The 26,420-nt window shown below is 60.7% G+C and carries 32 protein-coding genes and 2 pseudogenes; 14 read left to right on the top strand and 20 right to left on the bottom strand.

What is annotated here, in order from left to right; all coding sequences use genetic code 11:
- The first annotated feature begins 6 nt into the window (after window positions 1-6).
- The gene (locus ACYG97_RS08910) at window positions 7-711 is read left to right on the top strand and encodes a DNA alkylation repair protein (RefSeq protein ID WP_023734701.1); all 705 of its coding nucleotides are present in this window, start codon (window positions 7-9) and stop codon (window positions 709-711) included.
- A gap of 102 nt (window positions 712-813) precedes the next feature.
- Window positions 814-1,383: a DUF3299 domain-containing protein gene (locus ACYG97_RS08905; protein WP_023734700.1), complete on the top strand. Its 570-nt coding sequence runs from the start codon at window positions 814-816 to the stop codon at window positions 1,381-1,383.
- 48 nt (window positions 1,384-1,431) lie between these two features.
- Here ACYG97_RS08905 and ACYG97_RS08900 read toward each other — a convergent pair whose 3' ends face one another.
- The 4 genes and pseudogenes from ACYG97_RS08900 to ACYG97_RS08885 form a co-directional block, all read right to left on the bottom strand.
- Window positions 1,432-1,923, bottom strand: coding sequence for an Lrp/AsnC family transcriptional regulator (locus tag ACYG97_RS08900; RefSeq protein WP_023669013.1), 492 nt, complete (start codon window positions 1,921-1,923; stop codon window positions 1,432-1,434).
- A 143-nt stretch (window positions 1,924-2,066) separates the two neighbouring features.
- Complete coding sequence (locus ACYG97_RS08895; protein WP_023688514.1) at window positions 2,067-2,684, bottom strand: uracil-DNA glycosylase family protein; 618 nt, start codon at window positions 2,682-2,684, stop codon at window positions 2,067-2,069.
- Window positions 2,684-3,295: a glutathione S-transferase gene (locus tag ACYG97_RS08890; protein ID WP_023708349.1), complete on the bottom strand. Its 612-nt coding sequence runs from the start codon at window positions 3,293-3,295 to the stop codon at window positions 2,684-2,686. Before ACYG97_RS08890 ends, ACYG97_RS08895 begins: the two co-directional genes overlap by 1 nt.
- A gap of 38 nt (window positions 3,296-3,333) precedes the next feature.
- A pseudogene (locus ACYG97_RS08885) lies at window positions 3,334-3,956 on the bottom strand (thermonuclease family protein).
- Between the two features lie 75 nt (window positions 3,957-4,031).
- On the opposite strand from ACYG97_RS08885, the gene ACYG97_RS08880 reads away from it, so the two are divergent.
- On the top strand, window positions 4,032-5,555 hold the full coding sequence (locus ACYG97_RS08880; RefSeq protein ID WP_023734699.1) for a sensor histidine kinase: 1,524 nt from the start codon (window positions 4,032-4,034) through the stop codon (window positions 5,553-5,555).
- A gap of 9 nt (window positions 5,556-5,564) precedes the next feature.
- Here ACYG97_RS08880 and ACYG97_RS08875 read toward each other — a convergent pair whose 3' ends face one another.
- Window positions 5,565-6,563 (bottom strand): nicotinate-nucleotide--dimethylbenzimidazole phosphoribosyltransferase, encoded by a 999-nt coding sequence (locus ACYG97_RS08875; protein ID WP_023690731.1) that lies wholly within the window; start codon window positions 6,561-6,563, stop codon window positions 5,565-5,567.
- 187 nt (window positions 6,564-6,750) lie between these two features.
- Between ACYG97_RS08875 and ACYG97_RS08870 the strand changes: the two genes are divergently transcribed.
- Both ACYG97_RS08870 and ACYG97_RS08865 read left to right on the top strand, forming a co-directional pair.
- On the top strand, window positions 6,751-6,984 hold the full coding sequence (locus ACYG97_RS08870; RefSeq protein ID WP_023824914.1) for a DUF1289 domain-containing protein: 234 nt from the start codon (window positions 6,751-6,753) through the stop codon (window positions 6,982-6,984).
- Window positions 6,985-6,997: 13 nt separating this feature from the next.
- Entirely contained in the window at window positions 6,998-7,702 is a 705-nt protein-coding gene (locus ACYG97_RS08865; RefSeq protein ID WP_023734698.1) for a TIGR02281 family clan AA aspartic protease, read from the top strand.
- A gap of 5 nt (window positions 7,703-7,707) precedes the next feature.
- Here the strand turns inward: ACYG97_RS08865 and dusA are convergent, their stop codons facing one another.
- Both dusA and ACYG97_RS08855 read right to left on the bottom strand, forming a co-directional pair.
- Window positions 7,708-8,703, bottom strand: a complete 996-nt coding sequence (gene dusA, locus ACYG97_RS08860; protein WP_023734697.1) for a tRNA dihydrouridine(20/20a) synthase DusA — start codon at window positions 8,701-8,703, stop codon at window positions 7,708-7,710.
- A gap of 249 nt (window positions 8,704-8,952) precedes the next feature.
- Window positions 8,953-9,384: a hypothetical protein gene (locus ACYG97_RS08855; RefSeq protein ID WP_156937242.1), complete on the bottom strand. Its 432-nt coding sequence runs from the start codon at window positions 9,382-9,384 to the stop codon at window positions 8,953-8,955.
- A 92-nt stretch (window positions 9,385-9,476) separates the two neighbouring features.
- On the opposite strand from ACYG97_RS08855, the gene ACYG97_RS08850 reads away from it, so the two are divergent.
- From ACYG97_RS08850 to ACYG97_RS08840, 3 genes are all read left to right on the top strand, one after another.
- Window positions 9,477-9,824: a DUF1294 domain-containing protein gene (locus ACYG97_RS08850; protein WP_023734695.1), complete on the top strand. Its 348-nt coding sequence runs from the start codon at window positions 9,477-9,479 to the stop codon at window positions 9,822-9,824.
- A 365-nt stretch (window positions 9,825-10,189) separates the two neighbouring features.
- Complete coding sequence (locus ACYG97_RS08845; protein ID WP_156931615.1) at window positions 10,190-10,378, top strand: hypothetical protein; 189 nt, start codon at window positions 10,190-10,192, stop codon at window positions 10,376-10,378.
- A 129-nt stretch (window positions 10,379-10,507) separates the two neighbouring features.
- The gene (locus ACYG97_RS08840; RefSeq protein WP_023714719.1) at window positions 10,508-11,047 is read left to right on the top strand and encodes a hypothetical protein; all 540 of its coding nucleotides are present in this window, start codon (window positions 10,508-10,510) and stop codon (window positions 11,045-11,047) included.
- A 23-nt stretch (window positions 11,048-11,070) separates the two neighbouring features.
- On the opposite strand, the gene ACYG97_RS08835 is transcribed toward ACYG97_RS08840, so the two are convergent.
- From ACYG97_RS08835 to ACYG97_RS08790, 10 genes are all read right to left on the bottom strand, one after another.
- The gene (locus ACYG97_RS08835) at window positions 11,071-11,664 is read right to left on the bottom strand and encodes a hypothetical protein (protein ID WP_023734694.1); all 594 of its coding nucleotides are present in this window, start codon (window positions 11,662-11,664) and stop codon (window positions 11,071-11,073) included.
- Window positions 11,661-12,260 carry a L,D-transpeptidase gene (locus tag ACYG97_RS08830; RefSeq protein ID WP_023734693.1) on the bottom strand — a complete coding sequence of 200 codons (600 nt, stop codon included), beginning with the start codon at window positions 12,258-12,260 and terminating at the stop codon, window positions 11,661-11,663. Before ACYG97_RS08830 ends, ACYG97_RS08835 begins: the two co-directional genes overlap by 4 nt.
- Window positions 12,244-13,407, bottom strand: coding sequence for an AAA family ATPase (locus ACYG97_RS08825; protein WP_023734692.1), 1,164 nt, complete (start codon window positions 13,405-13,407; stop codon window positions 12,244-12,246). The genes ACYG97_RS08830 and ACYG97_RS08825 overlap by 17 nt, the downstream gene beginning before the upstream one ends.
- Window positions 13,404-14,048 carry a TadE/TadG family type IV pilus assembly protein gene (locus ACYG97_RS08820; RefSeq protein WP_023734691.1) on the bottom strand — a complete coding sequence of 215 codons (645 nt, stop codon included), beginning with the start codon at window positions 14,046-14,048 and terminating at the stop codon, window positions 13,404-13,406. Before ACYG97_RS08820 ends, ACYG97_RS08825 begins: the two co-directional genes overlap by 4 nt.
- A 1-nt stretch (window position 14,049) precedes the next feature.
- Complete coding sequence (locus ACYG97_RS08815; protein WP_023734690.1) at window positions 14,050-14,577, bottom strand: TadE/TadG family type IV pilus assembly protein; 528 nt, start codon at window positions 14,575-14,577, stop codon at window positions 14,050-14,052.
- A 4-nt stretch (window positions 14,578-14,581) separates the two neighbouring features.
- Window positions 14,582-16,042, bottom strand: coding sequence for a pilus assembly protein TadG-related protein (locus ACYG97_RS08810; RefSeq protein WP_023734689.1), 1,461 nt, complete (start codon window positions 16,040-16,042; stop codon window positions 14,582-14,584).
- Window positions 16,043-16,114: 72 nt separating this feature from the next.
- Window positions 16,115-16,396 carry a hypothetical protein gene (locus ACYG97_RS08805; protein WP_245260893.1) on the bottom strand — a complete coding sequence of 94 codons (282 nt, stop codon included), beginning with the start codon at window positions 16,394-16,396 and terminating at the stop codon, window positions 16,115-16,117.
- A 4-nt stretch (window positions 16,397-16,400) separates the two neighbouring features.
- The gene (locus tag ACYG97_RS08800) at window positions 16,401-17,846 is read right to left on the bottom strand and encodes a type II and III secretion system protein family protein (RefSeq protein ID WP_023734687.1); all 1,446 of its coding nucleotides are present in this window, start codon (window positions 17,844-17,846) and stop codon (window positions 16,401-16,403) included.
- A gap of 52 nt (window positions 17,847-17,898) precedes the next feature.
- Window positions 17,899-18,933, bottom strand: a complete 1,035-nt coding sequence (cpaB, locus tag ACYG97_RS08795; protein WP_023734686.1) for a Flp pilus assembly protein CpaB — start codon at window positions 18,931-18,933, stop codon at window positions 17,899-17,901.
- Window positions 18,934-19,028: 95 nt separating this feature from the next.
- A complete protein-coding gene (locus tag ACYG97_RS08790) occupies window positions 19,029-19,247 on the bottom strand; it encodes a Flp family type IVb pilin (protein WP_023734685.1) in 219 nt (72 codons plus the stop codon).
- A gap of 529 nt (window positions 19,248-19,776) precedes the next feature.
- Here ACYG97_RS08790 and ACYG97_RS08785 point away from each other — a divergent pair.
- The 5 genes from ACYG97_RS08785 to ACYG97_RS08765 are packed head-to-tail and all read left to right on the top strand — an operon-like array spanning window position 19,777 to window position 24,245.
- Entirely contained in the window at window positions 19,777-21,165 is a 1,389-nt protein-coding gene (locus ACYG97_RS08785) for a CpaF family protein (protein ID WP_023734684.1), read from the top strand.
- Window positions 21,165-22,133: a type II secretion system F family protein gene (locus ACYG97_RS08780; protein WP_023734683.1), complete on the top strand. Its 969-nt coding sequence runs from the start codon at window positions 21,165-21,167 to the stop codon at window positions 22,131-22,133. Before ACYG97_RS08785 ends, ACYG97_RS08780 begins: the two co-directional genes overlap by 1 nt.
- 19 nt (window positions 22,134-22,152) lie before the next feature.
- Entirely contained in the window at window positions 22,153-23,103 is a 951-nt protein-coding gene (locus ACYG97_RS08775) for a type II secretion system F family protein (protein ID WP_023734682.1), read from the top strand.
- A gap of 53 nt (window positions 23,104-23,156) precedes the next feature.
- Window positions 23,157-23,696: a tetratricopeptide repeat protein gene (locus ACYG97_RS08770; protein WP_023734681.1), complete on the top strand. Its 540-nt coding sequence runs from the start codon at window positions 23,157-23,159 to the stop codon at window positions 23,694-23,696.
- A 9-nt stretch (window positions 23,697-23,705) separates the two neighbouring features.
- Window positions 23,706-24,245 (top strand): prepilin peptidase, encoded by a 540-nt coding sequence (locus ACYG97_RS08765; protein WP_023734680.1) that lies wholly within the window; start codon window positions 23,706-23,708, stop codon window positions 24,243-24,245.
- 277 nt (window positions 24,246-24,522) lie between these two features.
- On the opposite strand, the pseudogene ACYG97_RS08760 reads toward ACYG97_RS08765, so the two are convergent.
- Window positions 24,523-24,735: pseudogene (locus ACYG97_RS08760) on the bottom strand (winged helix-turn-helix domain-containing protein); the annotation flags it as partial.
- Window positions 24,736-25,588: 853 nt separating this feature from the next.
- On the opposite strand from ACYG97_RS08760, the gene ACYG97_RS08755 reads away from it, so the two are divergent.
- Window positions 25,589-25,828: a hypothetical protein gene (locus ACYG97_RS08755; protein WP_023734678.1), complete on the top strand. Its 240-nt coding sequence runs from the start codon at window positions 25,589-25,591 to the stop codon at window positions 25,826-25,828.
- Between the two features lie 25 nt (window positions 25,829-25,853).
- On the opposite strand, the gene ACYG97_RS08750 is transcribed toward ACYG97_RS08755, so the two are convergent.
- Window positions 25,854-26,159, bottom strand: coding sequence for a hypothetical protein (locus ACYG97_RS08750; protein WP_156937241.1), 306 nt, complete (start codon window positions 26,157-26,159; stop codon window positions 25,854-25,856).
- A gap of 86 nt (window positions 26,160-26,245) precedes the next feature.
- On the bottom strand, window positions 26,246-26,380 hold the full coding sequence (locus tag ACYG97_RS08745; protein ID WP_023738764.1) for a DUF768 domain-containing protein: 135 nt from the start codon (window positions 26,378-26,380) through the stop codon (window positions 26,246-26,248).
- Window positions 26,381-26,420 lie beyond the last annotated feature (40 nt).

Here is a 26,420-nt window from a genome sequence, read left to right as displayed (position 1 = left end):
TTCGCAATGGCCGAGCTTTCGCCCCAATCGAGCGCCGATGAGATCGTCGCCCATTTGCGCTCGATCGGCTCGGAGGACAATCGCCGCGGTATGCTGCGCTACGGCATCAAGATCGAGCGCGCGCTCGGCATCTCGCATGGCATGCAGCGGCAGATCGCCAAAAAGATCAAGCGCAAACACGAGCGAGCTTTCGAACTTTGGCAGACCGGCATCATGGAGGCGCAATTCATCGCTTCCGTCACGGCCGACCCGAAGCGCTTCTCAGCCGCGGATGCACGACAATGGGCCGCATCCTTCGATTCCTGGGATATCGTCGACGGCGTCTCCGATCTCTTCGTCGACACGGACGCCTGGAAGGAGCTGATCGAAGAGTTCGCGGCGGACGAGCGCGAGTTCGTTCGACGCACGGCCTTTGCCATGATGGCGTGGTCCGTCGTGCACCGGAAGCAGGAGCCGGTGGCGACTTTCCTTGGCTTCCTGCCGATCATCGAAGCGCATGCCGCCGACAGCCGCAATTTCGTGAAGAAGGCGGTAAACTGGGCGCTTCGTTCGATCGGCAAGCGATCGTTGGAGATGCACGGCGCTGCCCTTGCCGTGGCCGAACGGCTGGCCCAGTCGACCGACAAGACGGCTCGCTGGATTGGCAAGGACGCCGTACGGGAACTCACCAATGCCAAGATCATCGAGCGGATCGCCGCCAGAAAAGGCTGACCTGGCAACCCGTTTGCCAACGCAACCTGGCCGCCGGCTCTCGCAGACATATGATGCGGCTCAAGCGTTGACGCAATTGGCCAGGACGTCTTTACTCGGCCTATGGCCAAACATCTCCAATCGACCCTCGCGCTTGCAGCCGCGTTGTTGACAGCCGGTACCTTCGACGCCTCAGCGCAAACCGCGCATATCTTTTGGAAGGATCTCCGCCCGGCGACGCAGGCGGTGGCCGAAGATGCCGGCCTGCCGATGATTGCGGCAAAACTGCCCGATCGTGGCGAGACATTGTCGCTCAACCTGCAGGACAAGACGGTACAATTAGCCGGCTATGCATTGCCGGTCGACCGTGATGGCGATCTCGTCTACCAGTTCCTGCTGGTGCCGTGGACAGGCGCTTGCAGCCACATGCCGACGCCGCCGCCCAACCAGATCGTGCTGGTGACGCCGGCCCGTCCCTACAAGATGTCGCAGGCCTATGAGTCGGTTGCCGTGACCGGCGCCTTGCGGCCCGGCTTGGAGAAGAGCCAGTTGTTCATTCTCGACGGCGTCAGCATCATCCAGTCCGGCTACACCGTACGCAAAGCCGATGTGGTGGCAGTCGACACGGTGCCGGACACGATCACGCTGCCGGTCAACTCGCCCTGGAGTTTCCTCAACAAAAAGAAAAACTAAGCGCCGCCTGCTTGTGCAGCGTCACCGCCCAGTCACGGACAACCGCGCTCAGGCCGCGTTGGCGCCGGATTCCTTGTCCAGCAGCATGTAGTCGAGCGGCATTTCGGTCGTGTACTTGATCTGCTCCATGGCGAAGGACGACGACACGTCGCGGATCTCGATCTTGGCGATCAGCCGCTTGTAGAAGGCGTCATAGGCGGCGATATCGGGCACCACGACGCGCAGGAGATAGTCGACGTCGCCGCTCATGCGGTAGAATTCGACAACTTCGGGAAATTCCTGGATGACTTCCGAGAAACGCCGCAGCCATTCATGGCTGTGCGAATTGGTGCGGATCGACACGAAGACGGTGACGCGCACATTGACCTTTTCGTGGTCGAGGATGGCGACGCGCCGCTTGATGACTCCCTCTTCCTCCAGCTTCTGGATGCGGCGCCAGCACGGCGTCGTCGACAGGCCGACTTTCTTGGCGACATCGGCAACCGCGAGCGTCGCGTCCTCCTGCAGGAGGCGGAGAATTTTTCTGTCGAGGCGATCCATTGAGGTGCTCCTGGTGCAGGCCGCGTTCCCTCGGGCGCGACGCGCTTTGGGAATAGATTGGCTATACTCCCTCTTATTTCGGCCTTTCACAAGAAAGAAATTCTGCCGGATGGCACAAAAGCGAGTGATATCTTGCTTAAAGTCTAATCTATGCGATAGCGGATTTCCGATCTCAGAAACGGCAGCAAATCCATTTCAAACCATGGATTCTGCTTCAGCCATCCTGAGTTGCGCCATGACGGGTGTGGCAGCGGCAGCACTTTCAGGCTGGCCGGCGCATCCCAGATGGTGCGCCAGTCCTTCACGGTTTCGGTCAGCGACGGCCGGCGCGTGGCGCCCATATGCCAGGATTGCGCGTAGGAGCCGATTGTCAAAACGAGGTCGATCTGCGGCATCAGCGCCATCAGCGGCGCGCGCCAGGCCAGCGCGCATTCTCGGCGCGGCGGCAGGTCGCCGCCCTTTGCGTCCTGGCCGGGGAAGCAGAACCCCATCGGCACGATGGCGAATTTATCCGTGTCGTAGAATTCCTCGCTGGTTACGCCCAGCCAGCTTCGCAGCCGGTCGCCGGACGGGTCGGTGAACGGCATGCCGGACGAATGCACCTTTGTGCCTGGCGCCTGGCCGGCGAGCAGGATGCGGGCGCTGGATGATGGCAGCAGCACCGGGCGCGGCTCGTGCGGCAGTGGCCTGCCGACCGGAGTGTCGACGCAGATGCGGCAGGCGCGGACCTTTGCCGTCAAGCGTTCGAGTTCCGCCTCCATCAGGCGGAAGCGCTCGGACGGCTGGAGACGGCGCTGTACCAGCGCAGCACGTTTGTGCACTCGTCCGGCACTTTGATGCGCGCTGGTTTCATGAAATCCATGGCGATCATGCCGGTGATATCGGCGATCGAATAGGCGTCACCGGCGGCGAATTCGCGGTTTGCCAGTTCGGGGTCGAGCAGTTTCAGGAATTCGACCGCTTTCGCCTTGTTGGCCTCGCCCCATTCGGGGATCTGCGGAATTTCCCATTCCTTCATCGCCGGATGGATGTGGCGAAAAGCCTGGGCGACGCAGCTGAGCAGATTGAACTCCATGCGCCTTTGCCACATCTCGACCTTGGCCTTGCCGAGCGCGCCTTGCCCGAACAGCGCCGGTTCGGGATGCAGTTCCTCGAAATAGCGGCAGATGGCGACGGATTCGGTGAGGATGGTGCCGTCGTCGAGCTCCAGCACCGGCAGCCGCTGCAGCGGGTTGCGCGACCTGACCGGCTCCTGCTTGTGCCCCATCGCACCCATATCGACCGGCACCAGTGGCACTGCGATGCCCTTCTCGGCCAGGAAAACCCGCACGCGCCGCGGATTGGGGGCGCGGCCGCCATCGAACAGTTTCATGCTTTCCTCCCGATATGGTCCTTCAACTATAGTGCTCGTCACCAGACGCGAAACATCTCTCGCAAGGCGTCACCGACCGAAGCCAGCGTGCCGTGCTTTCTTTCGAGCGGGCCGCCGTGGTGGCTTTCGCGCCAGTCTTGCGGCGCATCGAAGGTGCCGCCCAGATGCCAACCTTGCCGGCGCGGGCAATGGCCTGCTCGGTGTCGAAATCGCCATAGGCAATTGCCCAGCCGGCCTCAACCTGGGCCCGGTTGAGATCCTTTCCACCGGCCTTGCAATCGCCGAGCAGGCGGCCGTAGCGCTCGCGCTGCCAGCCGCTGCAGGTCACCGGATTTCCTGATATCAGCCGCACCAGCGCCTGGCGCGCCAGCCTGCCGCAGGCGTAGTCTGCGCCATCCCTACGGCAGATCTGCTGGTATTCCGGAGCGTCGATGCCGCGCATGCGGATACGTTCGGTGCCAAGAGTGAGTGAATCGCCATCGTTGACGATCGCCACCCCTTCCGCCTTGCGCGTCTCGAAACGGTCAAGGCGTGCGGCGAGCAGGATCAGCAGGCCGAGCAGAATGACCGTCAGCGCGTAATCCAGCAGCTTGCGCCACAGGCTTCGCGGCGGCGGCGGATAGTATCGCCGGGGCGGCCTTGGCGACCACGAACGGCTCATATGGCAAACAGTCTCTTAATCATTCGAACGTAGCTTAACGAATTGAGATCGCTGCGCGCATAAATCGAAGTTTCCATGCCTCTGCTACGCTCGAACACAGCGGATAAATTCATTGTGGACCGCCGGAAACCGCACCGCAACAGCGATGTGGCGCGCGCGGTGCGCAAGACGCGCGACCGTCTTTCGCAGCAGGTCGGCAATCTCGACTTCGACCGCGAGCTGCTGAAGCTGCACGCCGGGACCATGGTGGGCGGCGCAGCCGTCATCCCACTGCTGGTGTTGGCGGTCGCGGCGGCCGGGCTGCTGGCCGGTGTGGACAAACAGATCAGCGTCTGGGCGCTGTTCACCCTGATCTGCTATTCGATCGTCGCCTTCATGGCGCGGCGCGTCGGCCGCACCGAAGCTGCCGAGCTCAACCCTGTTCGCACCCGCAGGGATTTTCTGATCGGCCATTCGCTGTGCGGCCTCGGCTGGGCGTGGTTCGCCTGGCTCGGCTGCGCCACCTGCCAGATCGACCAGTTCCAGGTGGCCAAGGCGGTGGTGCTGCTGCTGGCCATGGCGACGACCGCTATCATGGCGTCGTCCTTGCGCGGCTCGCTGCTTGCCACCTTCGTCGTTCCGGTGGCGGTCTATGCCTATGCCGAAACGCAATTTTGGGTGCCGGTCGGGACGATCATGGTCGCCCTGCTGGTCGCGGCATTGCCGTTCTTTGCCTACATCGCGCGCCATCTCAACCGCTCGTCGCTGATACTTCTGTCCTTCCGCTCCGAAAAGGATGCGCTGCTCGCCGAGGTGGAGACCGCGAAATCGATGTCGGACGAAGCTCGTCGGCGGGCCGAAGACGCCAATCTGGCGAAGTCGCGCTTCCTTGCTTCGATGAGCCATGAGCTCAGGACGCCCCTCAACGCCATTCTCGGTTTTTCCGAGGTGATGGCCAATGAGGTGCTCGGGCCGATGAGCAACCCGACCTATCGCGACTACGCCCGCGACGTGCACGATTCCGGCCAGCATCTGCTCGACCTGATCAACGAAATCCTCGATCTGTCGCGCATCGAGGCCGGCCGCTATCAGCTCAACGAAGAGCCGGTGATGCTGCTCAACATCGCCGAAGATTGCTGCCACATGATGGAATTGAAGGCGCGCAACAAGGACATCCGCATCGTCCAGGATTTCGAAAGTGCCCTGCCGCGGCTGTTCGCCGACGAGCGCGCGGTGCGGCAGATCACGCTCAACCTCCTGTCCAACGCCATCAAATTCACCGCCACCGGCGGCGAAGTTCGCGTGCGCGTCGGCTGGACGGCGGGCGGCGGCCAGTACATTTCGGTCAAGGACAATGGGCCGGGCATACCGGAAGACGAAATCCCGATCGTGCTGTCCGCCTTCGGCCAGGGCTCGATCGCCATCAAGAGCGCCGAACAGGGCACCGGGCTCGGACTGCCGATTGTGCAGGGCCTGCTCGCCATGCATGGCGGCGAATTCGAACTTCAGTCGAAATTGCGCGAAGGCACCGAGGCAATCGCCATCTTCCCGCTCGCCCGAGTGATGGAGGAACTGCCGGCGCTGCCAACCAAGACCGTGGCGGCGGCCCGCCGACGTTGAAAGCTTGTTCTAGGCTTTGACCGCCGCCGCCATGCCCGAACTGGTAAGCGCCGCCGCCTTGACCAGACCGGCGGCAAGGGCGGCCCCTACCCCTTCGCCGTGGCTGATGCCGAGATCGAACAGCGGCCTGAGGCCGAGCCGCTCGGCGGCAAGCCTTTGGCCGGGTTCAGGCGACTGGCTGGCCAGCAGGCAATGGTCGAGCGCACCCGGGTTGGCGGCATGCAGCACGGCAGCGGCAGCGGTCGCGGCGAAGCCGTCGAGCAGCACCGGGATTTTTTGCATCCGGGCGGCGAGGATGGCGCCGGCAATGGCGGCAAACTCGCGGCCACCGACCCGGCGCAGTGCTTCCAACGGGTCCTTCAGAGCCGCACCATGGAAGGCGACGGCTGCATCGACTACATCAGCCTTGCGCGCCTGCATGGCCGCGTCGGCACCGGAGCCGGGGCCGACCCAGTCGGCGCCGCTGCCACCGAACAGGGCGGCGCACAAAGCCGCCGCAACGGTGGAGTTGCCGACGCCGAGATCGCCGAGGCAAATCAGATCGGAGCCACCGGCAATGGCTTCCATGCCGAAGGCCATGGTGGCGGCGCAGCCGCGTTCGTCGAGGGCGGCGTCCTCGGTGATGTCGGCGGTCGCAATGTGCAGCGCCAGATCGAACACCTTGAGGCCAAGATTGTTGGCGACGCAAATCTGGTTGATTGCCGCACCGCCGGCGGCGCACAGCTCAACGGCGTTTGCGGTCTCAGCGACAGGGCGCGGCGAGATGCCGTGGCGGGTCACGCCATGGTTACCGGCGAAGATCGCCACCAGGGGCCGGTTCACCGCCGGCGGGGCGCGCCCGCTCCAGGCAGCAAGCCAGGCGGCGATGTCCTCGATGCGGCCAAGCGAGGCTTTCGGCTTGTCGGCCTTGGAAAACAGGGTGCGCACCCTGTTTTCCGCGACTGTGTCGGCAGGCGGCAGGCTCGCCAGCAGATTGCGAAAGTCGTCGAAGGGCAGCGCGCTGGTCATGTCGGTCCTGATCATTCCCTGTGGTTGATCAGCGGCATAACCGCCTTGCCCGGCCAGCACAACTCCCCTCGACATTGGCGCGAAAGCGGTTGCCCGCGCCGCATTCCGAAGGGCTTGCATTGGCTTTGCCGTTGCACCATGTGGAGATGGAACGAGGGATTCCGGACGGAACCTTCAAGAGAAAGTCATGACGGCCATCGAATCCCCGTGCATCCTGGTCTGTTCGATCGACATGAAAACCGGCTTCTGCTTCGGCTGTGGCCGCACGCGCGATGAAATCGGCGCCTGGATGGGGATGACGCCGGAGGTACGCCGCAGCGTCATGGCCGAGTTGCCGGCCCGATTGGAAACGGTCGAGCGCCGGCCGCGCCGGGAAACACGCCGCAGCCGCATGGCGCGCGAGCGCGACGTCCTCTCTTGAAACGGCAGGTCCAATGAACCGGCTGTTCTGGATCGTGATGGCGGCAATCGGCCTCGGGCTGGTGCTGCTGATGATCAACAACGACGCCGGCAGCACGTTCGGCATCGAGAATTACGATTTCAGCCGTCTGGTCTGGCTGGGGGCGATCGGCTTGCTGGTCAGCGCCGGCCTTGTCCGGTCCGGCAGGCCGCTCGGCGTCATGGCCCGCAATCTCGGCACGTGGGCCCTGATCGTGCTGGCGCTCGTCGCCGGCTACCAGTACCGCTACGAGTTGCAGGATTTCGCCAGCCGGGTGACGGCGGGCCTGGTTCCCGGCAGCCCGCTGGCGCTCGGCGTCGAGGACGGCCATGCCACCGTGACCCTGGACAAGGCCGACAGCGGCCATTTCGAGGCCCGCATCACGATCAACGGCGCGCCGATCCTCACCGTCGTCGATACCGGCGCGACCAGTACAGTGCTCACCGCCGAAGACGCGCAGGCGGCCGGCTTCAATCCGGCCGCGCTGAGCTTCACCGTCCCGGTCTCGACCGCCAATGGCATGGCACGCGCCGCTTCGGTGCGCACCGACGAACTGGCGATCGGCGGCATCGTGCGCAAGAACATGCAGGTGATGGTCGCCGCGCCCGGCGCGCTCAGCCAGAGCCTGCTCGGCATGAACTTCATCGGTTCCCTGTCGGGTTTCGACGTGCGCGGCGACCGGATGATTCTGCGCGACTGAACTGCTTAAGCGGCCTTTTCAACACGGTCGAAATCGACGGCAGCGAACGCTGCCTTCAGCACATCCGGTCCGGCGCCGGGTTTCGTCGCGTCGGTGGACAGTATCTGCCGGAAGCGGCGCGCGCCCGGCAGGCCGTGGAACAGCCCGACCATGTGGCGGGTGACGTGGCCGAGCCGCCCGCTCTGCTCGATATGCCGCGCGGCGTAGTCGGCCATCGTGTCGATCAGCGCGGCAAAATCGTAGGCGCCGGCCTTGTCGCCGTAGAATGCCGCGTCGACGCCGGCCAGGATGCCTGGCGTGTGGTAGGCGGCGCGGCCAAGCATGGCGCCATCGACATGATCGAGGTGGCGAGCCGCCTCTTCTAGCGATTGAACGCCTCCATTGATGCCAATGAATTTGTTCGATTTTCTAGCCTTGAGGCGATAGACCCTGTCATAGTCGAGCGGCGGGATGTCGCGATTTTCCTTCGGGCTCAGACCCTCCAGCCAAGCCTTGCGCGCATGCACCCACAGCGCGTCGGCGCCGGCCGCGAAAACGCCGTCGGCCAGCGCGTCGAGCGCGGGCTCCGGATCCTGCTCGTCGACGCCGATGCGGCATTTAACCGTCACCGGGATTTTCACCGCCGCCTTCATCGCCTCCACACAATCGGCGACGAGGTCAGGCACTTTCATCAGGCAGGCGCCGAACGTGCCGGATTGGACCCGGTCGGACGGACAGCCGACATTGAGATTGATTTCGTCGTAACCGAACGCCTCGCCGATGCGCGCCGCCTCGGCCAGCTTTTGCGCATCGGAGCCACCGAGTTGCAGTGCCACCGGATGTTCGGTCTCGTCAAAACCAAGCAGCCGCTCGCGCGCACCATGGATGACAGCGTCCGCCACCACCATTTCGGTGTAGAGCAGCGCACGCTGCGTCAACTGGCGGTGGAAGAACCGGCAATGCCGGTCCGTCCAATCCATCATGGGTGCAATAGCCAGTCTATGATCTTGATTTTTCAGCATTTTTTCTTTAACATCAAATCGTTAGAGCAGCCCGAGTGCACGCGAATTTACGCCAGAATACGACCCTTTTCGCCACGTTTCGATCTCTCAGTGCACACGGAGCGCACACGAGAAAATGGCCACCTACACAAAACTCTCGTCCGGTTCATGGCGTGTCCAAGTCCGTCGCAAGGGTCGCTACGTTAGCGAGACCTTTCTGCGCCGAGACGACGCCAGGCGCTGGGCAACCTAAACCGAGCGCCAAGTCGATCACGGTGAGACGCCGACCAAGTCCGTATAGCGCGCCTGAAAACTTTCGGCGAACCCATCGACCTTCATATCGACGACATGTGCGATGTAGGCAAGTCCCCTCGCCGCTCCAAGGCCGCAGCCCTCGATATGCTCCAAAGACATCTGGGGAAGTGCAACATAGCTGCCCTTGATCGCGAACGGCTCATTCGTTTTGGTCGCGACCGGGCCGCCCAAGGTGCCGGACCGATGACGCTCGGCATCGACATTGGCTTTGTAAAACTCATTCTGGCTCATGCCGCTGCGGTGCACGATCTGCCCGTCAAGGTCGAACCGGTTGATCTCGCGCGTATTGCCCTGAAGAGGCTTCGCGTGGTTGGAAAGGGCATCAGCGCGACAGGCGCCCCACGCAGGATGAACTCGACAGGCTGGTCGGTCACTTCGTGTCACCATGACGACGTTTCAGATAGCCCATTTAGATGGACCCGTTGCCATCCGATGATTTAGCGGGCTTAGGTTATACTGGCCCGAAGGTGGAGGAGCGCATGCCGGGGCAGTTTGCAATCGGGGTCATCGGCTACGCTGTCGCGGTAAACTTGCTGGCTTACGCCACCATCTCGTTCGACAAGGCTATGGCCAAAAACGGTGCCCAACGCATTCCAGAGTCGACGCTTCTTACACTCGCCATCATTGGCGGTAGCATCGGGACTGTGATCGCGCAAAAGACGATCCGGCACAAGACGCGCAAGGAGCCGTTCCGCTCCAGCCTGGCTCGCATCGTCCTTCTCCAAGTCCTCGCGGTAATCGCGATTGAAGTGGGATTGCTCTTTCCGGGATTGCCCGAAGCGCTCTCGCAATTACTGACATTCGGAGGCGAATTCGGGGGCCTCTAGTTTCAAGGGTGTCAAGAGCGGACGTTCAAGCGGCACCGGATCAGCGATGAATGCCGGCGCGCGCCCTACCGGAACCGACCCCGACTGCTGGCCATCAATGCGCGGCTAGCGTCAACCTTCGCGAAAAAGGGACGAGCATCGGCACCTTTCGCGAGTACGCGTCGTATTCTGGAAAGGCGGCCAAGGACAAGACGCGTACTTCGTTCAACATCCGCCGGTATTGAATGGCAAAATTCACTGCGAGGAGCCAAGAATCGCGATCGTGGTTACCCGGTAGCCAGGCCATTGGAACCAGTTCGCGAATTCGGCGTTGCGAGCGGATGATCAGAAGTTTCGCTTACGCTCTTATCCTCGTCCAGGTATCCATGGCGACCGCGCTGGCTACACAGGTATTCCTGTCGACCGCCGAGGAAGCCCGTAGCTCAGAACTCTCGCTGGCGCCGGCGCCAGGCGAAGAGGGATGCGCCAAGGCGATGTGGCCCAATATTCCGGAACGATGTCTGCAACGAGTCGAGCCGAAGGTGGTGACGCTCGTGCTCACCCAAAACAACTAATGGCGCATGGCGCTTTCTGATATGCAGCTGCCATGCGCCGCCGGCTGCGCTGCCGCGGCACCACCAACGCTCCGTTAAGCCTCGCTCAATCTCTGCAAGCTATCTTGTTGCCAGTTTGTCGAGGGTGACATGAAGCGCAAGTCGATAATGCTCTTTGCCTTCCCAGCTCTGATCCTGCTGATCTTGGCAGGGGAGCGCATGGCGACTTTCTTGCTGGGAGCATATCCGGCCAGTCCCGCAATGTGGCGGATCTGGCTTGAACTAAGGCCGCTGTCGACGATGTTCTGGCAACAGGTCGATCTTTATCTCGGGTCGTCGATGGTCCTTGATGCCTTGATGCTGGCCGCCGCGTCGATGGTTTGCTGGATGGCGTGCCGCACAAGAAGGTCGGCCGCGTTCTTCTTCCTTGCCAACCACGTCGCCCTGCTTTTCGCCGGGTTGATGATCGCTGTCACCAGCCATTCCGAAACAGCCAGCACGATCGCCTCTTTCACGGTACCCGGCGGCCTTCCGTTCCAACTTACGGTCGATTTCACCTTGAACAACAGTCTTGTGCTGTTTCTGGGCGTGACGGCATGCGCCTACTGCCATGTCATCTTCCTCAGCGAAACCCGACAGCGGTCCGAAGCGCTGGCCGCTAGGCTCGTTGCTCTGCAGCGAGATCTCTAGGATAGCCCCACCTTTTTCCGGCGTTAGTTGATCTTCCGGTAGTAAACCTTGCCGTCGGCCTGCTCTATGCGCTGGTAGTCGGGGCTTGGGGCAGGCGCTGCAGCTGCAATCCTCCTTTTGGGCGGACGCGGTGTATCGACGACGCTGGGCTCGGTCGCGTCTTCACCATCGAGAACAGCAGGCGCCTCCGCCATGCTGCCGGTCGCGACCATCGAAGGTTCCGTTGGGCTCGACATGACTTCGTCACGTGCAAGAGGCTGGTTCTGTGCCAGCCGGGCCATGCTCCGGTTGATTTCGCCAAAGCTGCTCTGCAGTTGACTGTCCAGTTTTTCAAATCGGCTCTGAAAACCGTTGTTGACCGTATCCAACTGGCTGCCGATTCGTTGTTCAAACGTCCCGAGTTGTTCCAGGCGCCCTTCCAGAAAGCGCATATCGCTGATGCCGCGGTAGAGATAGACTGCGGCTATTATGTTCACCAAGGTGAGCAGGGACGTGCCGATGATGACGGCGCCGACAATGCTTCTGTCGCTCGGTTTCACAACGGCAGCTTGCTCTCCAATGTGGGTTGCTGTCCCAATCTCGATTGCCGGCATGTCCGGTTCGCTGATCATCGTCATTGAACCACCACCTTTGCGCCGATCGCGACGCGCCTGAAGAGATCGATCACATCGGTGTTGGTAAGGCGAAAACACCCCGATGTTCCATCAAAGCCAACCCCGGACGGATCGTTGGTTCCGTGTATCCGATAGAGCGTGTCACGCCCGTTCCGAAGCAGATAGAGCGCCCTGGCGCCAAGTGGATTGTAAGGACCGGCAGGCACCATTTGCGGCAGGTCCGGCTGGCGGGCGCGCATCTCGCGGGGTGGGCGCCATTCCGGCCATTCGGTCTTCGCCCCCACCTCGACCACTCCGGTCCAGCCAAATCCGTCGCGTCCGACGCTGATCTGATAGCGAAGCGCCTGGCCTTGTCGGGTCACCAGGTAAAGCGCTTTCTCGTCCTTGCGGATAACGATTGTTCCGGGCTGTTCTGTCGTCTCGAAGGCAACTGTCTTGCGCAGGCTGGGGCCCATTGCCGGCAGCGGCGGCCGATCCGAAAGTGCCGATCGTGCGCTGGCGAAATCCTGGACCAGCATCATCAGCGCAATGCTCATGACGCAGGCCAATCCCGGGCCAATCCGATACCTACTTGGCCGCCCCCTATTTGGCAGCGTCATCGAGCCGCTCTTTGAACATCCGCTTCAGGTCCTTGTTGAAGCGCGCACGCCCATCCACCTCGGCAGGCAGGATAGCACGGTTCAAGGCATCGGTCAGAAGCGCATTGTCCAGCGCGACCGACTTGATGTGCGGCGCCTTGAAAATCTTTTCCAGCTCGCTGCGCGAAAAGTGGTTCCCGAACCATTTGCGCTTGTGCTTGTTGGCGACCAGGGTGATGCTGACAGCATTGCCACGCAACTCACGGATCTTCTTGTAGAGCCGCTTGCCTTGCCGCAGCGAGGCGACGTTGAGTTCGAAGACGATGAAGATCTCATCGCTCGTCGACAGCACGGAATTGTGCCAGGGCGTCTCGATGTTCGGCAGGTCGATGACGATGTCGTCGAACCGGTAGGCGACGAGGTCCAGCAGCCGAAACACGAAATCGGCGCCCTGCGGCTCGAAAGGCAATTGCGGCCTCTCGAAGGAATAGAGCGTCAGCCCGGACGGGCGCGAGAGCTTGATGACATCCATCAGCTCGACGTCGAGCCTCTCCGGCTGGCCGATGATGCCGCCGAGGTCGAACTGGTTGAACTGGTTGAGATAGGCGCCGCAATTGGCGCTCTGGAAATCGAGGTCGACCAGGCAGGTGGAAGCCCCGCGTTCTGTCGATTTCGATGCCAGGTGTTCGGCCGCCGACAAAGCGAGCGTCGTCGCGCCGGCGCCGCCGCTGGCGCTGATGAAAGTGATGATGCGGCTTTTCGTTCCCTGGTTGCCGGTGTCGTGGAAGGTCACCGCGTTCAGCAGTTCCTTGCCGTCGAGCGGCTTGTGCAGCCAGTCCGAAGCGTTCATGCGCACCAGCACACGCGTCTGCTCCGACGACAGCTCGTCGGAGACCGCGATCAGCGGCACGGTTGCCCATTTGGAGCGCGCCTCGACGATGCCGGGCTGGCCGAGCAACTCGCCATTGCCAAGGTCGAGGATGACGATGCCGGGGCGCGTGTCCGCGGGCGGACCCCTAAGGAAGTCGCCGGTCTCGGAAACCCTGACGTCGTAGATCGCCAGCGCGTCGAGCCGCGTCGCCACATCGCGCTTGAAATTCGCATCCGACGAGAACAGCGCCACCTGCTTTCGCTTGGTTGGTGTAACCTTGGTGTTGATGGCATTCATGACGCGGTACTCTTCAAATCTTCGCCCGTTACCGTACTCAGCATGGAGGGCATGGTGATGTTGTCGAAACCGAGCAGTCCGCCCAGGAAGAAGAACTGGAAGGTCACGTTCTGCAAGCTGACGGTGATCGTCGGTACCGGTCCGCCCGGGCGGGTCTGGTAACCAAGCCCGGTGGCCGTATATCTGACGATCACATTGGCTGGCTGGAGCATCGGAAAGAAATGACACATGCCCGGCCGTTGTCCCGCACTAAGCGGCGGGCAGGTGCCCGCACCCGTCGCGTCGCCTCGAAAAATGCGATTGAAGTTGGCGGCAGTAAAAGTTCCGGCCACGCATCCCGAACCGGAGCAACTGCACACGCCGGTGGCGCCATTGCACGTGTAGTCGTAGTTGCCGACGGGAATCGGATCGCCTGGCGTCGTCGCGGTTCCTGCTGCCGCAATCGTTGGCGCAATCGGCGTCGAAATCGACGCTAGGCGTGCGCCGATCTCCACGGCTTTGGTCGCGGCATTCCATTGGTACCATGCATATCCAAAGTCTACGAAGCCGAGGGTAAGTGTCAGGAGCAGGGTCATGCTGATGGCGAACTCCACCATCACAGCGCCAGCCTCATCTTTCCTGAACAGGGCTAATGCGCGCATTTCACCACCCGTTGTAACGTTCTTCGTGGGCGGCGGAAAAGGTAACCGGCCCCAGGCCGAGAAAAGTGAGAAGGGAGGCGCCGGTATATGTGAAAGAGGTCTCAAGTCGGACTACCCGGACATTGGCTGTCGCGCTGTGGTAGTTAGCCAGGCCAGTATTGGGGTCGATAGTCACCGGTATGACGAGGTGATTGAGATCGACCGTGACAGCCGCCGGCAGCCAACCGGTGACCCGGCTTGCAACATTGCAATTTCCACCACAGTTGTACGATCCTGTGGCGGCGATGTTCCGCGCATAGGTGACACAGTTGAGCGCCGTGTTAAACGTCTGATTGCAGCGTGCGGCGTAGCGAGCCCCGTCATTGAGGCCAGCTTCGATTAGCAGCTTTTGATGGAGAAGATTGCCGAACTCGAAGACACCCGCCGAAAGGCTGATCATCAACGGCGTAATCAAGGTCATTTCGACGAGAACCGTGCCTCGCTCCTCAAGGCCAAAACTGCGTAAAATAGACCTCAGCGCAGTCAGCATCACATCACCTGTAAAGCTGCGGTTCGTCACGCACGAAATTGTCGAGCGTTCCCTGTCCGCCTGCGGCGATATCGACCAACTCGACCATGACGGAGGCATCGTCCGATGCCGATAGGACAGGCTCGGTCAGGAAGAAGCTGGCGAACGATTCGACGGGAAGATTCTCGCTATGGCCAGAAAGGTCATTGCCCAATGCTGAAAGAGCTAGGCAGTTGAGAATTGCCCCATAGATTAACCTGCGGTCGACTGTCGTTACCGGGGCTTGACACGAATTCACAGGCGTTCCGCTCTCCCCTCCGGTCGATGGTGTTCCAACAAGGCCTGCCGAAATCTCGTAGCGATAGACCTCATAGCGTGTCGGCTTGGTTGTCGCCCAACTGGCCGGCTTGGCGGCGGCTCCGAAATTGGTGCTCCAGTAAGTGTCTAGATCCCAGTTCCCGTCACCTAGCCGAGAATTGATCTGCCCGGCATCCCGAGGCAGCCCCTGAGTGCCGGGCAGATTGAAGGTCAACTGGTTAAAGCTGGGGCACTGGCCCGCGCCTCCCTGAGTCTTTAGGGCGCCCTTTCGGACGTTGGCGGCAGGACCGTATTCTGCAGTGTTGAAGTGACCGCCGGTCGTCCTTATGCCAAACCGGACGTTGAATGCGTCCTGTACTGGGCCAGCGTTCTGCCCGGTTTTGGTGGTGACGTTGTTGTTTCCGTAGCAGCCTACCGGATTTGATGTCGCAATGGTTTGGGCGAGCGCCTGCGCACCGTTGCCGATGCCTTGGGGAGGCTCCAGGAAACCGAAATTGCCCGGCCCGGCGGCGGCGCCATTCCCGACTTTGCGGAGTTCGATTAGTCGGCGGCGCAGGTTCGGATCGGCTGCGGCTTGCTGCAGGGTTACGCCGCCCGGTGCGAGTTCGTACGGGTTGCACATAAATACTGGGGTGAAGTGGCAAACGGCACTCTTGAACCCTGCGACCGAAACCGCACCGATATCGAAGCTGTTTGTTGCGCTACCGACAAAAGTGGCGGGGAACATTGTCGCGAAACCAACCGGTGTGACGGTCACCTCAACGAATTTGGCTGCGGTCGGATCGGTAGTCACATTCGCGGCAACGATGGGATCGCTGTCATTAGTTGGGAGGCTACTCAGGTAGCGCCATGTCACTCCAGCTGCTGCTAGCGCTTCTGCGCCAGGCGGATCGCCGGCAACTGGCTCAGCGAAACGGTACGTGTTGAAGACAAGCGTTGCGAGGGCGTTATTGCCGCGGGTGATCGCGTCCGGCTTGCCGTCAAGCTCCGCTGCCGTGGCAAGCGCAAATGCATCGGCCCCCTTCTGAAGGTCGTTATGTAGGCTATTGGCTCGGGACATATCGATGACCAGCAGAGCAAAGCCGATGATTACCGGCAGCATGATGGCGACGAGGATCATCGCTATGCCGCGTTGATCGTTCCAGAACGCCCTAATGGTCCCCAACATGACCTTACTCTCTAGCTTCCTTGCACCAGGCCCCTCGCTCACCCGGCGCAATGCGACCGCATCCTTCTGTTTTCAATTCGCTCCGTTAGTCACACCCGACCCGCCGACATTGACCGTCATCGCAGGCGGTGGTGGTGGTGGCGGTGGAAATTTATAGCTCTGGGCAACAGCGACAGCCCGCGTGCCGTCGCCTTCGATATGTGTGTTCTTCGCGTTCGGATTGAACGGATCGACCGTCTGCGCCAGCGAATTGTATTTCTGCGTATCGCCGGCGGCGAGCGTCACCGAATCGTAGTGGTTGAGATAGTCGGCGGCGCAGCCCGATAGTGCACCGGCGCACAGAATGAGGATCAAGGCGCTATTTCTTGACATAGAGCAACTTGTCCTTCGATTTGAAGTCCAGCATGTGGCCATAGGGGCCAGTCACACCGTCTCCCGTTTCATATTTTCGGATCATGTCCTTGTTCACTTCGAGCTGACCGAGGATGAAGAATTCCGGATCGTTGGCCGGCCGTGTCTTGTCGAACGGCGTCGCCAGTTGTTCGCCAGGCTTGACCGGTCGCACGATGTGCGGCGTGACGATGACCACCAGTTCGGTCTCTTCCTTCTGGTTGCTCGAATTGCGGAACAGCGCGCCGATGACCGGAACCTGGCCGAGCCACGGCACCTGGTTCTGCAGCTTGGTGGTCTTGCTGGACAACAACCCGCCGACAGCGAAACTCTGGCCGTCGCGCAGTTCGACGACGGTTGCCAGCTTGCGGTTGGTGAAGATCGGGTCGCCGGCAGTGGTGAAACCGGTGAGGTCACTCACTTCCGGCGCCAGCTTCATATGGATCTTGCCGTCGTCGAGGACGACCGGCGTGAACAGCAGATTGACGCCGAATTGCTTGTACGTGATGGTTACCTCGCCATCGGTGCCGATGACACGGATAGGCACTTCGCCGCCGGCGTTGAAGCTGGCCGGCTCACCGGACAGCGTGGTGAGATTGGGCTCAGCCAGCGTGCGCACAGCCCCCTTGGCCTCAAGCGCTTCAATGATCAGGTCGACCTTGATGTTGCTGTCGATGACGCGGGTGATCAGCGCCGCGAAAGGACTACTGTTCGACAGTAGACCGGTAAGCAGACCGCCCGGTCCAAGCACCACATCGTCTTCGTCGACGGCGGCAATGCCGGTTCCGGTGCGCGACGTGCCGCTACCATTTGTGCTCCTGATCGAGACGCCGAGGTCGCGCCCGGTATTGCGCTTGGCCTCGAGCACCCGGACCTCGAGATTCACCTGCTGGCTGTCGTCGACGATGACGGAATTTATGATGGCGTCGGGGCCATATTGCTGCGCCACCTCCAGGATCGATGCCAGCGTGGCGCCATCCTTGACATGGCCGCCAAGCCTGACCTTGCCGTTGATCGAACCGATCTCGATGCGTGACCTAGGCGCCACCTGGCGGATCGCCTGCGCCATGTCGCTGACGTCAACGCCGACTTCGATCTGGATGACGCCCAGCGAGCGCTTTTCCGGGGAGAAGAGATTGACCGTTGTGGTGCCGGCGTTCTTGCCGATGACATAAAGCGTGCGGTCGGTCATCGGCTGGGCATCGGCGATCTTCTCGTCGCCGACAACGATATCGCCGAGATTGGCGCTCACCTGGAGCGTCACCGACTGTGACATTGGCAGGAAGACGCGATGGACGCTGGGGTTCGATACGTCGATGAAGCGGTCGGCTGCTTCAGCCCCAAGGCTCGACGTCAGCAGCGCAGCCAAACAGGACAACGCGGCCGCCGCTACCCTCATCCAAAACCCCTGCATCCCCATCTCCCAAACTGCTGCCGCCTGCAGCCCCCGCTTCGCCGCGTCCCTTTTATGGTTGTCGCGGCACGTCATAGGATTCGAGCTTCACGCCGCGAAAGACGCCCACTGTAACATTCTTCGGCGGTTCCGGTTGTACGTATTTGACAACTTCCTTGACGATTTCCTGCACTTGCGGCGCAGATGCCACAGCCGGCTTCACTTTGCCCAACTCGTCGAGGCGGCTTCCCACTCGGTCCACCGCCTGGGTCAATCCGGCAATCTTGTCGTCGGCGCGCTTGCGCTCAGCTGCGGCCTCCGCTTCGGCGGCTGCCTGCTTATCCAGTTCGGCCTGCCTTTTGGCAACATCGTCCGGCGTTTCGCCGGTCAGATCCGAAAGCGTCACGCGTTCGGTCTTCTCGCCCTTGCTGGCCGCGGCCTGGCGAAGCGCCAGCGACAATTGGCCGGCGCCGGCGGCCAAGGTCAACTTCTGCGCATCCTTGGTGCTGGCCTCGAGCGTCACCGACTTCACAACTGTCGGGCTATCCTTGCTCTCATCGGCGACCTGGTCGATGGCGAGCACCTTCATGCTCTGCAGCAGCACGTCGACGAAACTCTTATCCGTGCCATCATCGCCGCGCGCCGTGCGGGTGAGTAGAATATCGACTCGATCGCCCGGGAAAACGAAGCCGGCGACGCCGAGCACGTCATTGACGCGGATCGAAACGGCCTTCATGCCTTCGCCAAGCACTGCCGATAGTGTGGCGCGTTGGCCTGGGCCAGTAATCTTGGTAGCAAGAATCGGCTCATTGACGCCGATCGCTTGCAGTGCCTGCTTGGCACCGTCACCAGCTAACAGGTCCTTAGTTGACTTGAACGCCCCGGCTGGGACCGCTCCCGCCGGCCATGCGACTTCGCGCAATTTATCTGCGGTGAGCGCGTCGCCGAACTTCAGCGGCATTGCCGCTACGACGACTGTGCTGCCTTGAACGAGGCCGGTTTGCGCCATGGCGCTACGCTGGCCGGCCAGCCAGATATTGACCAGCACAACTGCCAGAACGCCGAACACGCCGGCGAGAACGATCATGATAAGCGTATTGGCGCGCATGCCCAAAGCCCCAAGCCCCAATGCGGGATTCGCCCGCTGCGATCGGATTCAGGCCCGGCTCGAACGATCCGGGCCTGAATGTAGTAGTCAGGCGATCAGCTGCCGGTGCCGGCGCCGGCATTGCACGTGCCGGTCGGATGCCCGTCGAGGGCGGTGCAGAGTGCCGAGAAACGACCGTTTACCCAGCCGCCGATGGCGAGGACAGTTAGGATCGATGCAACGGCAATGATGCCGATAAGAATGGAATATTCGACCATAGCAGCGCCGTTTTCATCGTCGCGGAACTGCCGGGTCATCGTCATGAGCTTCTTCATGTCAATTTCTCCCTCTGGAGGTTTGAACCCGACGAGACAGAGCCAAGGATGAACCCCATACCCAAGCATCCCCCGTCACCTCAATCCTAGGTCCCACGAAAAAGCAGAGTCAAACGGATTAACGTTTCCTTAACCTTCCAATACCTGAACTTGCGAACTCGACAGGGATTTGAATTCTGACAAGAGCTTGATTCAGTTGAATTTTCAACCGTCTTTAACCATTCGTTCACAATTTGGCCGCAGTCAAGGCAAAACGACAGTCGCATCAGCAAAGATGCATATTCCTTTATATCTAAGGGGTTACCGACATTTTTCACCCCGCATCTCATTTGTTGCGGTATGAAAGGTCCCGTGAGCCGGAAGTTTGGGAGAGGGCTAAGCGCGCGGCGTCGAAATAAAACGATATTTTTCTGGCGTCCTCCTTAACTATGTTGAAAGCATTGGCCTCACGTGAGACCCTCCAGCGCTTGTGCCTCGCTTGGTTAACGGTTAGTTTCCGCTAATAAGGGCTAGCGGGGTATAAGGGATTATGCTGGGGCGGTTTATCAAGGGACCAAGCGAGCAGCAGGCCGCGGTAAGGGCGGAGCAGCCGACGGTGCTGCCTGCCGCTCCGGCCCTTTCGCCGGCCGCTGATGTTGAATCCCGCGGCGACGATTTCCTGACGCTCAAGGTCGAGATCCACAGTCACCTGATCGACCGGTTCAATCTTGCCGCGCTTGAAACGGCATCGAAAGATGAGATCCTGAACGAAATTCGGCCGATTGTGCGCGAATTCGTGCGCGGCCGAAGTGTGCCGCTGAATGCGCGTGAACTCGACCAGTTGACCAGTGACACGGCCGACGAGATGCTCGGGCTCGGGCCGATCGAGCCGCTGCTCAAGGACGACTCCATTACCGACATCCTGATCAATACCCACAAGCGTGTCTTCATTGAGCGGCGTGGCCTGGTTGAAGAGACGGCCATCCGGTTTCGTGACGAGGCGCATCTGCTGCGCGTCATCAACAAGATCGTTTCGGCTATCGGCAGGCGTGTCGATGAATCGTCGCCGATGGTTGACGCCCGCCTGGCGGACGGCTCGCGCGTCAACATCGCGGTGCGGCCGATCTCGGTGGACGGTCCGCTGGTATCGATCCGCAAATTCTCCAAGAACCCTTATTCGCTCGAGCGTTTGATGGCATTTAATTCGATCCGGCCGCCGATGATCGAGCTGCTACGGATCGCCGTCCAGGCGCGCAAATCGATCCTGGTTTCGGGCGGCACCGGCAGCGGCAAGACCACCTTGCTCAATGCGCTGTCGAGTTACATACCATCGAAGGAACGACTGATCACCATCGAGGATGCGGCCGAGTTGCAGCTGCAGCAGCCGCATGTCGGCCGGCTGGAGACGCGCCCCCCCAATGTCGAGGGCAAGGGCGAGGTGCGCCAGCGCGAATTGCTGAAGAACGCGTTGCGCATGCGGCCGGACCGCATCATCGTCGGCGAGGTGCGCGGCGAGGAAGCCTTCGACATGCTGCAGGCGATGAACACCGGCCATGAGGGGTCGATGACCACCATCCATGCCAACACGCCGCGCGACGCGATCTCGCGGCTTGAACAGATGGTCGGCATGGCCGGCATGCCGATGACGCATGATTCAATCCGGGCGCAGATTGCCTCCGCCATTGACATCATCGTCCAGACACAGCGTCTTTCGGACGGCGGCCGGCGTGTCACCTCCATATCGGAGCTGACTGGCATGGAGGGTAATGTCGTCCAGCTTCAGGAAATCTATCATTTCGTCCGCCGTGAGGTCACAGCCGAGGGCAAGGTCATCGGAGACTTTCGCGCAACCGGCGTCCGCCCGCGGTTCGCTCCGGAGGCCGCAACCCTGGGGCACCATTTTGCCAAGGACGCCTTCAACCCGCAGGTTGCCCTCTGATGCTAACGGGTCAAGCTCTGCTGTATTTCATCTATATGCTGGCGGCGGCCTCGGTCATTCTCGCCGGTGAAGCCCTTTATCTTTCCTTTGCCGGCCGCCGCTCCCGGTCTATGGCAGTCAATCGCCGGCTGAAGCGACTCGCTGGCGACGTTCCGGCCGAACAAACGCTACAGGGGTTGCTGCGAGAGCGCGGTCTCACTGAATCCGGCGACTTTCTTTTTGGAATGGTCTGGCTGAACAGGCTCTATACCCAGTCCGGCATTACCGGAAATCCGTTGACCTTCGCCGCAACATTTCTGCTTGCAGGGCTGGCGATGGCGTTGCTGCTGGTTCTCTTCAATTTTTCCGCCTTGGCATCGCTCATTATCTTTCTGGTCATAGGGCTTGTCCTGCCGCTTCTCGTCCTCCGGCGTGCCCGCAACAAACGAATCCGGAAGTTCGCTAAACAGCTGCCGGATGCGCTCGACATGATTGTTCGCTCGCTGCGGGCCGGACACCCTGCTTCGGTCGCGATCGGTCTGGTCGCGCGCGAAATGCCCGATCCGCTCGGCACCGAGTTCGGCATCGTCTCCGACGAGATCACCTTTGGTCTCAGCATCGAGCAGGCCGTGCGAAAGCTTTCGCAGCGTGTGGGCTTCGAGGGCCTTCAGCTGCTGTCGGTATCGCTGTCGATCCAGGCCAAGACGGGTGGCAATCTTACTGAAATTCTGGCCAATCTTTCCTCGGTTATGCGTGAACGGCAGAAATTGCGAATGAAAATCAGGGCGCTTTCGGCCGAAGGTCGTGTCTCCGCGTGGATCATCTCCTTGTTTCCTATTGTGATGTTCTTCACGCTTCAAATCCTTTCCCCAGCCTATTACGGCGCCGTCTGGGGCGACCCGCTCATCTTCCCGGTATTCCTGCTTTTTGGGTTGTGGGCGCTGCTTGGCGACTTCATCATGTACCGGATGGTTACTTTCGATTTTTGACTGGGGGCGACGAAAGAAATTGTTTTCGAACATTCAGGACCTGGGCTTCTTGGTGTCTATTGCCGTCTTTGTGGCGGCGGTGTCCTTCTTCCTGTTCGGTGCGCTTGTCTTCTTGCCGGCTCTGCAGACACGAAAGCTCGTTGCGCAGAGCCTGATGGGCGAAAGGATTACAGACCGCCGATCGATGCTCGGACAAGACCAGCTTGCCAAGCTTGCGGCGCAACGGCCGGTCGATGCCTACTTCAAATCGATCGAGAGGGAGCGGGAAGAGCCAAACGCCTTGGAAGCGAAGCTGTTTCGCGCCGGCTTTTACCAATCAAGCGCGCCGCTGATTTATACGCTATCCCGTCTTGTCGCAGTCTGCGTCGGTTTTCTGGCAATGTATGCACTCCTGTCACGGGTTCTGCCGCCGCACCTGCCAGGTTTTATCACCCTTGCTGGCTCTGCCCTCTTCGGCCTGGCCTGCATGGTAATTCCCGCCATTCTGCTCGACCGTTTCGAGAACAGCCAGAAACAGATCTATCGTCGAGCCTTCCCCGACTTCATGGATATGATGATCACCTGCGCCGATGCCGGCATGAGCCTGGAGGGGGCGGTCGAACGCGTCAGCCATGAAATGGCCGCCACCCACAAATGGCTGGGAATACAGCTGTCGATCATGAATTTGCAACTGCGCGCCGGCAAACCCTTGCGGGAAGCGCTACGCGAACTCTCCGATCGCATCGGACTTGACGAGGCGCGGGCACTGGCTGTCCTGTTCCGTCAATCGGAAGAACTCGGCACCAGCCTTACCGACGCCCTGCGCGTCTACAGCGCGGAGATGCGCAGCCAGAGGATTCTGCAGGCGGAAGAGCGCGCCAATTCCTTGCCTGTCAAAATGATGATCCCACTGGGACTCTGCATCTTTCCTGTGGTGATGATGGTAATCATGCTGCCGGTGGTCATTCGCATGAAGGGGATTTTCTTCTAGTTGCGCACATGCTTTGGTCCTAATATGGGTCGGGGGACTCACGGGGAGATTGTATGAAAAGGCCAATTGCAGTCGTGGCCTGCCTGTTCATGGCGGCACTTGCCGGCTGCCAGACGAACGGGGCGGACGGTGTCGTTCGAACCAACGAGCCGTCGAAAGGCGACTTGACGTCTTTTGGCGACGCTTTCGACGGATTGAAGACAGTTGGTGACGTCGAATATTATGCCTCGGATCAGGCTGTTGCCGAGGCCAAGAACCAGTTCCGCGCGGAAAATTACGGCAATGCCGGCGCCCTGTTCTTCAAGGCGACGCAGCTTGCCCGCAATGATGGTGGCGCCTGGATGGGACTGGCCGCCTCCTGCGACCGGATCCATCGCTTCGACCTTGCCGATCGGGCCTATGGCCGGGCCTTCAAGCTGTTGGGTGCGACGCCCGAATATTACAACAATATCGGCTATTCCTATCTGCTGCGCGGCAAGCTGCAGGACGCGCGCAGCAATTTCCTCAAGGCCTACGAACTGGCGCCCAATGATCCGACCGTGGTCAACAATCTGAAGCTGCTATCGTCCAGCGTGCAGAACGTCGAACGGTAGAGCGCCTGTATGTTGTTTGCCGCTTCGCTGCTGCTGAAGGCGTTTGCGATCCCTCTGCTGGCATGGGTCGCCTGGATAGACTTCTCGTCCCAGAAGATATCCAACCGTCATGTGCTGCTGCTTTTGTGTCTCGGGCTGGGATCGCTTCAGCTTGTTTCCATAGCAAGCCGATCGTGGTGGGATATGGGATTGAGCGTGATCGCCGGAATTTTGCTGTTCGTCGCGCTCTTCCCGTTCTGGATTTTGCGCAAGGTCGGAGCCGGAGACGTCAAGCTGATTGCGGTCGTCCCGTTTCTGACCGGTGGAAGCGGTCTCGCCATTTTCTCGGTGCTGCTATTGGTTTTCGCCGTCGCCACGGTGGCGGTCATGAAAAACCCGTTCCTGCTGCCGGCGGGCGCGTTTCGCGTCTATGTCCAGCATATGGACAGGAAGGGCGTCGTTCCTTTTGGCGTGCCGATTTCGGCAGCTGCGATTGGCGCTATCGGTTTCCAGATTTACGGGAGTTGGGTGGTGGCGAGCAGCTCCGGAATCCTGGATCAGCTTAATTGAACCTCGGCAGTCCGCTCTGCTGCACGAAGCGCGCGCCGACGTAACCTTTGCTTAATGCCGAACTGGCAGTCTATTTGCCTATTGAGGGTGCGCTATGATACAGGATTACCGGTCGACAGTTGCCTGGTTGGCGGCTGGATTGATTGTTGGTGCCGTGGCGTTCCCGTTTGCGGCTGTTGTCAACAAACCGGCGACACCAACAATTCTCAGCGCCGAACCGCCACCGCTCCCAATCATCAAAAAGACGTTCGTCCGAAAATGGCGCCGTACATAGCGATCAGTGGTGCCTGTCCCCAATACCGCGCACCGTCTGCAGCCAGACCGGATTGGACGGATCGCGCTCGATCTTGCGGTGCAGGGGGTTGATCTGGAGTCGATGGTGCGCTCGCCGACTTCGGAATCGTCACCGGCGAGTTCATAACGCCGCATGGTTTTCGCCGACCCGTGCGGCGAAGACCGCCAGGGTCTCCTGCTCGCGGCCGCGCGCCCGCCACCCCGCCTCAGTTCGCGCCTGGACAGCGTGCCATGCGTTCCCCAGCGCTCCTAACGACATTGGCACGATCATCGAAGATCGCTTCAATGGCAGGTTCCAGATCGAAAAAAGGAAGAGAAGAAGAATCTGTGCGCTCTCTGCACACAGTCTCCCAAATTATCTGCTTTTGCAGGAGTCGCCTGGTGGTGATCTGCCTCGGGAGCCGGCGATCGGCGCGGAGGCGACCATTCCTGGCAAAAAAATTTCCGGCTTCGCATGACCTTCCGCCGCAACACGGACAAGCCGCTGCCGGCAAGGGGCTGAGCAATAAAAAGCCCGCCACCGCGAGGCAGCGGGTTCTCTTTCGGAAATGATGAGCTGCCTTTTACGGCCGGCCTTCATGGGGCGGGGTTGCGGATGCCTCTGGCCGGACATTCGACGTCATTGAAGCGAGGCACTCTTCCAGACGTTCCAGCCGCGCCTTCTGGCATCGCAGTGTGTGCGCGACGTCATGCAGCCTGGATTTACCCTGAGAGTTGGCGGCAGCGATCAAGTCTATTTGTAGCCGACTGATCTCGCTCCGCAGATCGCGAGCGTCAGCTTCCATCAGACCCCTGATCCATCCAGCCCCGCGCATTCCAGCACACCATCCACCGAGCCCTGCGTCGCACGATAGCAGCGAGTTTGCTAACAACCATGCCATGAACCTTCTCGAATTTTATGCATTGCTAATATATAAAAGGCCCGCCACCGTCAGGCGTCCGGGCAGTTTTTGCCCGTTCGGATCGATCTGTGAGGTTTGTCACGGACGCATCGACGTATCGGCGTAGGCTACGTGCAGTTTCCTGCAGGGGTAAAGGGAGTGGTCCCGATGCTTGTGAACCTTCCTATGCTTGTGAATCTTCGTCTTGTCGCAGTTGGTCCCCTTGCCGATTGGGTCCGTCATCGAGCCGAGCAGAAGGCGCTGTTGAAGGCGACGGACGAGTTGAGCGCGTCACCAGACGACATGCTCAGCGACATCGGGATTTCCCGTGACGAGATCACGACGTTTGCGTTCCGCAGCCCGGCGTCGAGACGTTGGGCTGAGCAACAAAAAAGCCCGCCACCGTGAGGCTGCGAGCCAAATTATTCAAGAATTAAACTGGATCGTTCCAGGTTCTGTAGCGCGGGAAGCGCGGCCGGTAGCCGAACACCCGGCCGAGGATGCGAATGCAAGAAGATGGCCCTCGTCCGCACACCAGGGAATCGAGAAGGAACGTCTCGTGCAGACTTCCCTTGGCGGCAAAGCGGCCCCCATAGCCTCGCCCGTGATTGTTGCGCCAGCTCATGGTTTGCGGATGACCGCCTCCAAACATGGCGACCACAACGCACCCGTCCTCCAGTTCCGCGTCTGGATCAATGATAAGGCTTTCAGCCCGAAGCTCGGGGTAGGTGTCTGTCACCGCAAACACGTTGTAGGCCCACTTGCTGGCGAGCCCCTTGTCAGGCAGTACGGCATGTAGGACATGACCGGCACGTCGGGGAAGCCTCAGGCTAAGTCCACCCTTTCGGCGACACGACGATTCACTTCGATAATCAATTCGAAGACGCTTTCAAGCTCGCCGTTGATCTCGTCGGCAGGAATCCCGGCCTTCTCGGCAGCTGTCATCAACTGGTCTTTCAAGTCGCCAACCGAGATGGGGTCTCCCCGCGCCACAATGGGC

It is taken from the genome of Mesorhizobium sp. W067 (assembly GCF_054719525.1).
The sequence above is the reverse complement of the archived record's forward strand: the minus strand, read 5'-3'. Positions and strand labels throughout refer to the sequence as shown.

Bases quoted from the DNA above. Each gene is read 5' to 3' on its own strand.
- ACYG97_RS08910 (WP_023734701.1), top strand. From the start codon at position 7: ATGGCCGAGCTTTCGCCCCAATCGAGCGCCGATGAGATCGTCGCCCAT.
- ACYG97_RS08905 (WP_023734700.1), top strand. From the start codon at position 814: ATGGCCAAACATCTCCAATCGACCCTCGCGCTTGCAGCCGCGTTGTTG.
- ACYG97_RS08900 (WP_023669013.1), bottom strand. From the start codon at position 1,923: ATGGATCGCCTCGACAGAAAAATTCTCCGCCTCCTGCAGGAGGACGCG.
- ACYG97_RS08895 (WP_023688514.1), bottom strand. From the start codon at position 2,684: ATGGAGGCGGAACTCGAACGCTTGACGGCAAAGGTCCGCGCCTGCCGC.
- ACYG97_RS08890 (WP_023708349.1), bottom strand. From the start codon at position 3,295: ATGAAACTGTTCGATGGCGGCCGCGCCCCCAATCCGCGGCGCGTGCGG.
- ACYG97_RS08880 (WP_023734699.1), top strand. From the start codon at position 4,032: ATGCCTCTGCTACGCTCGAACACAGCGGATAAATTCATTGTGGACCGC.
- ACYG97_RS08875 (WP_023690731.1), bottom strand. From the start codon at position 6,563: ATGACCAGCGCGCTGCCCTTCGACGACTTTCGCAATCTGCTGGCGAGC.
- ACYG97_RS08870 (WP_023824914.1), top strand. From the start codon at position 6,751: ATGACGGCCATCGAATCCCCGTGCATCCTGGTCTGTTCGATCGACATG.
- ACYG97_RS08865 (WP_023734698.1), top strand. From the start codon at position 6,998: ATGAACCGGCTGTTCTGGATCGTGATGGCGGCAATCGGCCTCGGGCTG.
- dusA (WP_023734697.1), bottom strand. From the start codon at position 8,703: ATGCTGAAAAATCAAGATCATAGACTGGCTATTGCACCCATGATGGAT.
- ACYG97_RS08855 (WP_156937242.1), bottom strand. From the start codon at position 9,384: ATGGTGACACGAAGTGACCGACCAGCCTGTCGAGTTCATCCTGCGTGG.
- ACYG97_RS08850 (WP_023734695.1), top strand. From the start codon at position 9,477: ATGCCGGGGCAGTTTGCAATCGGGGTCATCGGCTACGCTGTCGCGGTA.
- ACYG97_RS08845 (WP_156931615.1), top strand. From the start codon at position 10,190: ATGGCGACCGCGCTGGCTACACAGGTATTCCTGTCGACCGCCGAGGAA.
- ACYG97_RS08840 (WP_023714719.1), top strand. From the start codon at position 10,508: ATGAAGCGCAAGTCGATAATGCTCTTTGCCTTCCCAGCTCTGATCCTG.
- ACYG97_RS08835 (WP_023734694.1), bottom strand. From the start codon at position 11,664: ATGACGATGATCAGCGAACCGGACATGCCGGCAATCGAGATTGGGACA.
- ACYG97_RS08830 (WP_023734693.1), bottom strand. From the start codon at position 12,260: ATGACGCTGCCAAATAGGGGGCGGCCAAGTAGGTATCGGATTGGCCCG.
- ACYG97_RS08825 (WP_023734692.1), bottom strand. From the start codon at position 13,407: ATGAATGCCATCAACACCAAGGTTACACCAACCAAGCGAAAGCAGGTG.
- ACYG97_RS08820 (WP_023734691.1), bottom strand. From the start codon at position 14,048: ATGCGCGCATTAGCCCTGTTCAGGAAAGATGAGGCTGGCGCTGTGATG.
- ACYG97_RS08815 (WP_023734690.1), bottom strand. From the start codon at position 14,577: ATGCTGACTGCGCTGAGGTCTATTTTACGCAGTTTTGGCCTTGAGGAG.
- ACYG97_RS08810 (WP_023734689.1), bottom strand. From the start codon at position 16,042: ATGTTGGGGACCATTAGGGCGTTCTGGAACGATCAACGCGGCATAGCG.
- ACYG97_RS08800 (WP_023734687.1), bottom strand. From the start codon at position 17,846: ATGCAGGGGTTTTGGATGAGGGTAGCGGCGGCCGCGTTGTCCTGTTTG.
- cpaB (WP_023734686.1), bottom strand. From the start codon at position 18,933: ATGCGCGCCAATACGCTTATCATGATCGTTCTCGCCGGCGTGTTCGGC.
- ACYG97_RS08790 (WP_023734685.1), bottom strand. From the start codon at position 19,247: ATGAAGAAGCTCATGACGATGACCCGGCAGTTCCGCGACGATGAAAAC.
- ACYG97_RS08785 (WP_023734684.1), top strand. From the start codon at position 19,777: ATGCTGGGGCGGTTTATCAAGGGACCAAGCGAGCAGCAGGCCGCGGTA.
- ACYG97_RS08780 (WP_023734683.1), top strand. From the start codon at position 21,165: ATGCTAACGGGTCAAGCTCTGCTGTATTTCATCTATATGCTGGCGGCG.
- ACYG97_RS08770 (WP_023734681.1), top strand. From the start codon at position 23,157: ATGAAAAGGCCAATTGCAGTCGTGGCCTGCCTGTTCATGGCGGCACTT.
- ACYG97_RS08765 (WP_023734680.1), top strand. From the start codon at position 23,706: ATGTTGTTTGCCGCTTCGCTGCTGCTGAAGGCGTTTGCGATCCCTCTG.
- ACYG97_RS08755 (WP_023734678.1), top strand. From the start codon at position 25,589: ATGCTTGTGAACCTTCCTATGCTTGTGAATCTTCGTCTTGTCGCAGTT.